The organism is Streptomyces sp. ActVer (assembly GCF_027270795.1).
Lineage (GTDB): Bacteria > Actinomycetota > Actinomycetes > Streptomycetales > Streptomycetaceae > Streptomyces > Streptomyces umbrinus_A.
Genome location: NZ_JAPWHT010000966.1, coordinates 1 through 862, shown reverse-complemented (window position 1 = coordinate 862; position 862 = coordinate 1). Strand labels below are relative to the sequence as shown.

Sequence of the window (862 nt, the reverse complement as noted above, 5' to 3'; positions counted from 1 at the left end):
GCCCGCCGCCCGGCTTCGCCGGAGCGCCGACCGGGCCCGCCGCTCCCCATCCACCGGGCCACGCGCCGGCCCCGCATCACGGGGTCCCGCACCACGCTCCACCACCGCCGCCGACGCCGGACACCACGGGCCACGTACAGCTGCCGCCGGGCGGTCCCGTCCCGATGCCGAGCGTGCCGCCCGCCACCGCGGGCACGCCCGATCCGACGTCCACCACCCTCGCCGTCCTGCTCATCGGACCCGCAGGCGCCGGCAAGACCAGCGTCGCCAAGTACTGGGCCGACCACCGCAGGGTGCCCACCGCGCACATCAGCCTGGACGACGTACGCGAATGGGTGCGCTCGGGCTTCGCGGACCCGCAGTCGGGGTGGAACGACCACTCGGAGGCGCAGTACCGTCTCGCCCGCCGTACCTGCGGCTTCGCGGCCCGCAACTTCCTGGCCAACAACATCTCCTGCATCCTCGACGACGCGGTCTTCCCCGACCGTCCCGTCGTCGGCCTCGGCGGCTGGAAGCGGCACGTCGGTCCCGGCCTGCTGCCGGTCGTCCTCCTGCCGGGCCTGGAGATAGTCCTGGAGCGCAACGCCGAGCGCTCCGGAAACCGCCGCCTCACCGACGAGGAGGTCGCCCGCATCCACGGCCGCATGGCGGGCTGGTACGGCTCGGGCCTCCCAATCATCGACAACTCCCAACTGGACGTCCCCCAGACGGCCCGAGTCCTGGACGACGTACTGGCCAGGTCGATCGCCAGCCCACCGCAGTGGTAGGGGACCAGTGGTAGCGGCCTGTTGAGGAGGGGCTGAGCGCAGGCTCGCCTTTCAGGGGCGCGGGGAACTGCGCGACCGGCCCCCACCGGGCCCGC

At 73.8% G+C, this 862-nt stretch carries 1 protein-coding gene; it reads left to right on the top strand.

What is annotated here, in order from left to right; all coding sequences use genetic code 11:
* Nucleotides 1-767, top strand: a 767-nt coding sequence (locus O3Q52_RS53650) for an AAA family ATPase (protein WP_269655622.1), incomplete at its 5' end; no start/stop codon positions are given.
* Nucleotides 768-862: the final 95 nt, after the last annotated feature.